The following is a 1,440-nucleotide window of genomic DNA, read 5'->3' as shown; positions in this document are numbered from 1 at the left end:
TTCCAGCGCGCCCGACAGGCCCGTTAAGGTATTATATTGCCGCACTTCCTCCCGCGTCAGCAAGGTCGGGTCCCCGTGCGACCAATAAAGCTTATGCGACGTTAAGGCGGTTCGCCCTGCCCCTTCGTTCCTATCTCGTCAATTAAAGCAAAAACCTCGGATTCATTCACCCGAGGTCTTTGATTGTTCAACCTGTCTTTTTGTTAAGCGCTATTAGGATCATCGAAAACGATGAGGTTAAGCGCCGGGGTCGTAAAGCGTCCCGCGCTACGCACATCAGCCCTAGGAGTTAACCTTTTAATTTTTTCTTTGCGACTTCTACGGCAGAATCAAACAGATTACTTGCTACAATTGCTTTATTTTTATTTTCATCGAACAATTGTATTTCATCATTATCTTTTACAATGGCTATCAAATTATTTTGATACCAAATTTCCACTACAAAGTCATCACAATCGCCATAGCTTGTTAAAATAAATTCAAAATTATCCACATCATTCCAAAAATCCGATAAAGGCACTACCATCAGCAGAAAATCTTGCACCCATTCCACCAGGAATCTTAATCTCTAAAACATCTCCATACATAGCATGATATCTTGTTATTGAAGTGGCATTAGGATTGTTAAGTATAGATTCCAAGGTCTGATTTCCGAGTGCGTTTTTATTGGCAACATTACCAGTTGCTTGAGGATAAATGCTACCATATCTGCTTCCGTGTTTTTCTAAAGCTCTACCGGCTTTTGTTAGTTCACCTCCTTTGTCTAACTGATTTCCTGAATTTAATAATTTTTTACTGTCAAAATTTACATTCCCCGCGCCCTCAGTGTACATTCTCAGATTGTACTTGTCCAATAACGCGGCTTCTTCGTCTGTCAATGAGCTTGGTACGCCCTTGCTCATTGCAAACTCCCGGGCTGTCATGCCGGATTTTCTTGCTGCCTCCAGCTCATCCAGCATTTTGAGGTAAGCGTTGTGGGCATCATTCCCCGCGCCCTGAGTACTATTTTCAGCCCTCTTCCCCAGACCTTTTACAGTCTCGTATACCCTTTCTCGGTTTCCATTATATCCCTCACCCTTGCTGTTTGCAAGGCTCGGCCGGTATTCGGGCAGTTCGTTCCCTCCTTTGACACGGGCCCACTGGTCGAGGTATGCTCCCGCCGTCTCCGCGGCTTTTCCCCCGAGATAGCCGCCCAATGCGCTGAGCCCGCCGCCGATGGCGGTGTTCAGAGCTGCTTTTCCGGCCTTGCTCCAATCCTGATTTGCGGCAGAGCCGACGGCCCCCAGCACGCCGAACATTATGCCGTCTCTCGCCGCCTGACTTGCTATGCCGAACCCCCTCAGCACCCCGCCTCCGGCGGCCGTCAGCGCCGCATTGCCGGCAAGGTTGCCCGCGAGATAAAGGCCCGGATGGGCCGCCTGCGCATTTTCCGAAAGATTG

Annotated in this window: 2 protein-coding genes; both read right to left on the bottom strand. The window is 48.5% G+C overall.

The genetic code is table 11. The annotated features are described in order from the left end of the window. Window positions 1-289 precede the first annotated feature (289 nt). Window positions 290-493 carry a hypothetical protein gene (locus tag BUB60_RS19995; protein WP_143162440.1) on the bottom strand — a complete coding sequence of 68 codons (204 nt, stop codon included), beginning with the start codon at window positions 491-493 and terminating at the stop codon, window positions 290-292. A gap of 1 nt (window position 494) precedes the next feature. Next, a partial coding sequence (locus BUB60_RS20360) for a hypothetical protein (protein WP_200796659.1) occupies window positions 495-1,440 on the bottom strand: 946 nt, incomplete at its 5' end.

This window comes from Sporobacter termitidis DSM 10068 (genome assembly GCF_900130065.1).
GTDB lineage: Bacteria > Bacillota > Clostridia > Oscillospirales > Oscillospiraceae > Sporobacter > Sporobacter termitidis.
This window is presented reverse-complemented; position numbering and strand designations above follow the sequence as displayed.